General features: G+C 58.2%; 1 protein-coding gene. It reads left to right on the top strand.

Annotation, left to right across the window (positions count from 1 at the left end; translation table 11 throughout):
* The coding region (locus tag D3222_RS24725; protein ID WP_198672934.1) for a DUF637 domain-containing protein at nt 1-1,076 on the top strand (1,076 nt) is incomplete at both ends.

Genomic DNA, 1,076 nt, shown 5'->3' with positions numbered 1-1,076 from the left:
GACGGCGGGCTCGGGTCTGGCGGCCTGGGCGGGAAGCGGCGCCGTGGGGGCGACAGGCGCCTCCGGGGCCACGGCGAGCGCGGTTTATGGGGCGGCTTATGGCGGGATGATAGGGTTGACCTCGCAGGCGGCGGTGGCGTTAGTTGAAAATAAAGGGGATCTCAGCAAAACCCTGGCCGCCTTAGCGAAGCGCGATTCAGTCAAATCCCTGGTGACCCAAATAGCGGTGGGCGGCGCCTTAGGGGGACTGGACCACACGATGGGCTGGGGAAAATTAGTGGAAGGACAAAGCGTTGTCGACCCGATAAAATCGCCGCTTCCCTTATTGAGTCACCATAACTGGAGTCAGGTGGCCCAGCGTGTCGCGGCACACTCCGTCGTAAGCTCAACCATAGGCACGGCGATTAACGGCGGCAGTTTTACGGATAATCTGCAAGCGGCGTTACTGAGCAATATCGGTAACCAGATGAATGCGGAAGGGGCCAGGCTGATTGGGGATAACGGGGAAATTCTGGGTGTGCCGGGTAAAGCGATTAGCCATGCTGCGGTATCTGCCCTGGCTGCCGAAATGGGCGGCGGGGATGCCAAAGGGGCTGCGGTGGGCGCGCTGGCGGCTGAATTAGCCGCCATCACCATGGAAAGCCGGCTATTTGAACCGGCGTATAAGAATGAAACAGAACGGCAAATTCATAAACTTCAGGAAGCGCTGACGGGTAATGAAGCTAAGGCCCAGACGGCTAAATTTATCGGGGCGTTATCAGGTGCCCTGATTAGCCCTACCCCGGAAGGCGCTTACAGTGCGGCAAACAGCGCGGAGCTTGTCTATCGTAACAACATGACTGAGCACATGTTGTATCAGTTATCGGCAGATAATCAAAAAGATATCTTGGCGGCGGAAAAAGGGGATAAAGCGGCGGAAGAGCGCATAACTGCGCGGCGGAATGCCGCGATTGCCGTCACCGCCGTGGCGGCAGGCGGCTATGCGCTGGTTTATGGCGGTCATATACTGATTGCGGGCTCGGCTGAAATGGCAACGGCAGGGCGTATTGCGCTGGAAGGCTGTAAAGCCAATCCGG

The organism is Photorhabdus sp. CRCIA-P01, from assembly GCF_003545805.1.
GTDB classification, from domain to species: Bacteria; Pseudomonadota; Gammaproteobacteria; order Enterobacterales; family Enterobacteriaceae; genus Photorhabdus; species Photorhabdus antumapuensis.
The sequence above is the reverse complement of the archived record's forward strand: the minus strand, read 5'-3'. Positions and strand labels throughout refer to the sequence as shown.